At 75.2% G+C, this 1036-nt stretch carries 1 protein-coding gene; it reads left to right on the forward strand.

What is annotated here, in order from left to right:
• The first annotated feature begins 206 nt into the window (after positions 1-206).
• Positions 207-956, forward strand: coding sequence for a class II aldolase/adducin family protein (locus H5J33_RS36355; protein ID WP_181798934.1), 750 nt, complete (start codon positions 207-209; stop codon positions 954-956).
• Positions 957-1036: the final 80 nt, after the last annotated feature.

The raw sequence follows: 1036 nt of genomic DNA on the forward strand, positions 1-1036 counted from the left end.
GGGTGGCGGACGACGGGCGCGACGGCCCTCGCGGGCGGCGGCGCTCGTGGGGTGGGCAGGAGGCAGTCATTCAAGGTCCGCCGATCACGGAATTATGGGCGATTTCAGGCGTTTCACCCCTAAATCCCCCCGTTCGGCCCCACGGTTTCCGGCCCGGACCCGCCGGCCCGCCCGCTCCCCGTCCCTCCGGCTGGCAGGATCACCGCATGGCTGAACCGCGACGGAACGCGAGAGACGGGCGACCGGACGAAGGACAGGGCGGCCGGCGGACCGAGGGGGAGGGCGTGCGCCGGGGCGCGGGGCCGGATGCGGGGGAGGACGTGGCGCGGCTCTGGGCACAGGTGGTCGCCACGGCGCGGCGGACCGTCGCCGACGGACTGGTGGTCGGCACCTCCGGCAACGTCTCCGCCCGCCTCGGCGACCTCGTGCTGGTCACCCCCTCGGGCGTGCCCTACGACCGGCTCGCCCCCGCCGACGTCACCGGCGTCGACCTCACCGGCCGCCAGGTGCTCGGCACCCTCGTGCCGACCAGCGAGCTGCCCGTGCACCTCGCCGTCTACCGGACCACCGACGCCCGCGCGGTCGTCCACACCCACGCCGTGCACGCCACCGCGGTCTCCACACTCGTTCCCGAGCTGCCGCCGGTCCACTACATGACCGCCGCCCTCGGCGGTCCCGTACGGGTCGCTCCCTACGCCCCCTACGGCACCGACGAGCTGGCCGGGAACATGCTCCGCGCCCTCGCCGGCCGCTCCGGCTGCCTGCTGCGCAACCACGGCACGGTCACCTACGGCGCCACCCTCGACCAGGCCTACGACCGCACCGCCCAGCTGGAGTGGATGTGCCGCCTGTGGCTGGCGGCGTCGTCGGTGCCGGGCCTGACCCCGTCCCTGCTCACCGAGGCACAAGTCGCGGAAGCCGGGGAACGTTTGAAGGGGTACGGCCAACGGAGGTGACCCCTTTTGCCGAACAGCAGCCCGCCCCGCACCCCGCACACCCCGCCCGGCCGGGCCCGCCCGGGCACGCCGGCCGCGCG

It is taken from the genome of Streptomyces sp. WELS2 (genome assembly GCF_013870595.1).
GTDB lineage: Bacteria > Actinomycetota > Actinomycetes > Streptomycetales > Streptomycetaceae > Streptomyces.

Excerpts from the sequence above, each read along its gene's own strand:
- H5J33_RS36355 (WP_181798934.1), top strand. The coding sequence starts at position 207 with ATGGCTGAACCGCGACGGAACGCGAGAGACGGGCGACCGGACGAAGGA.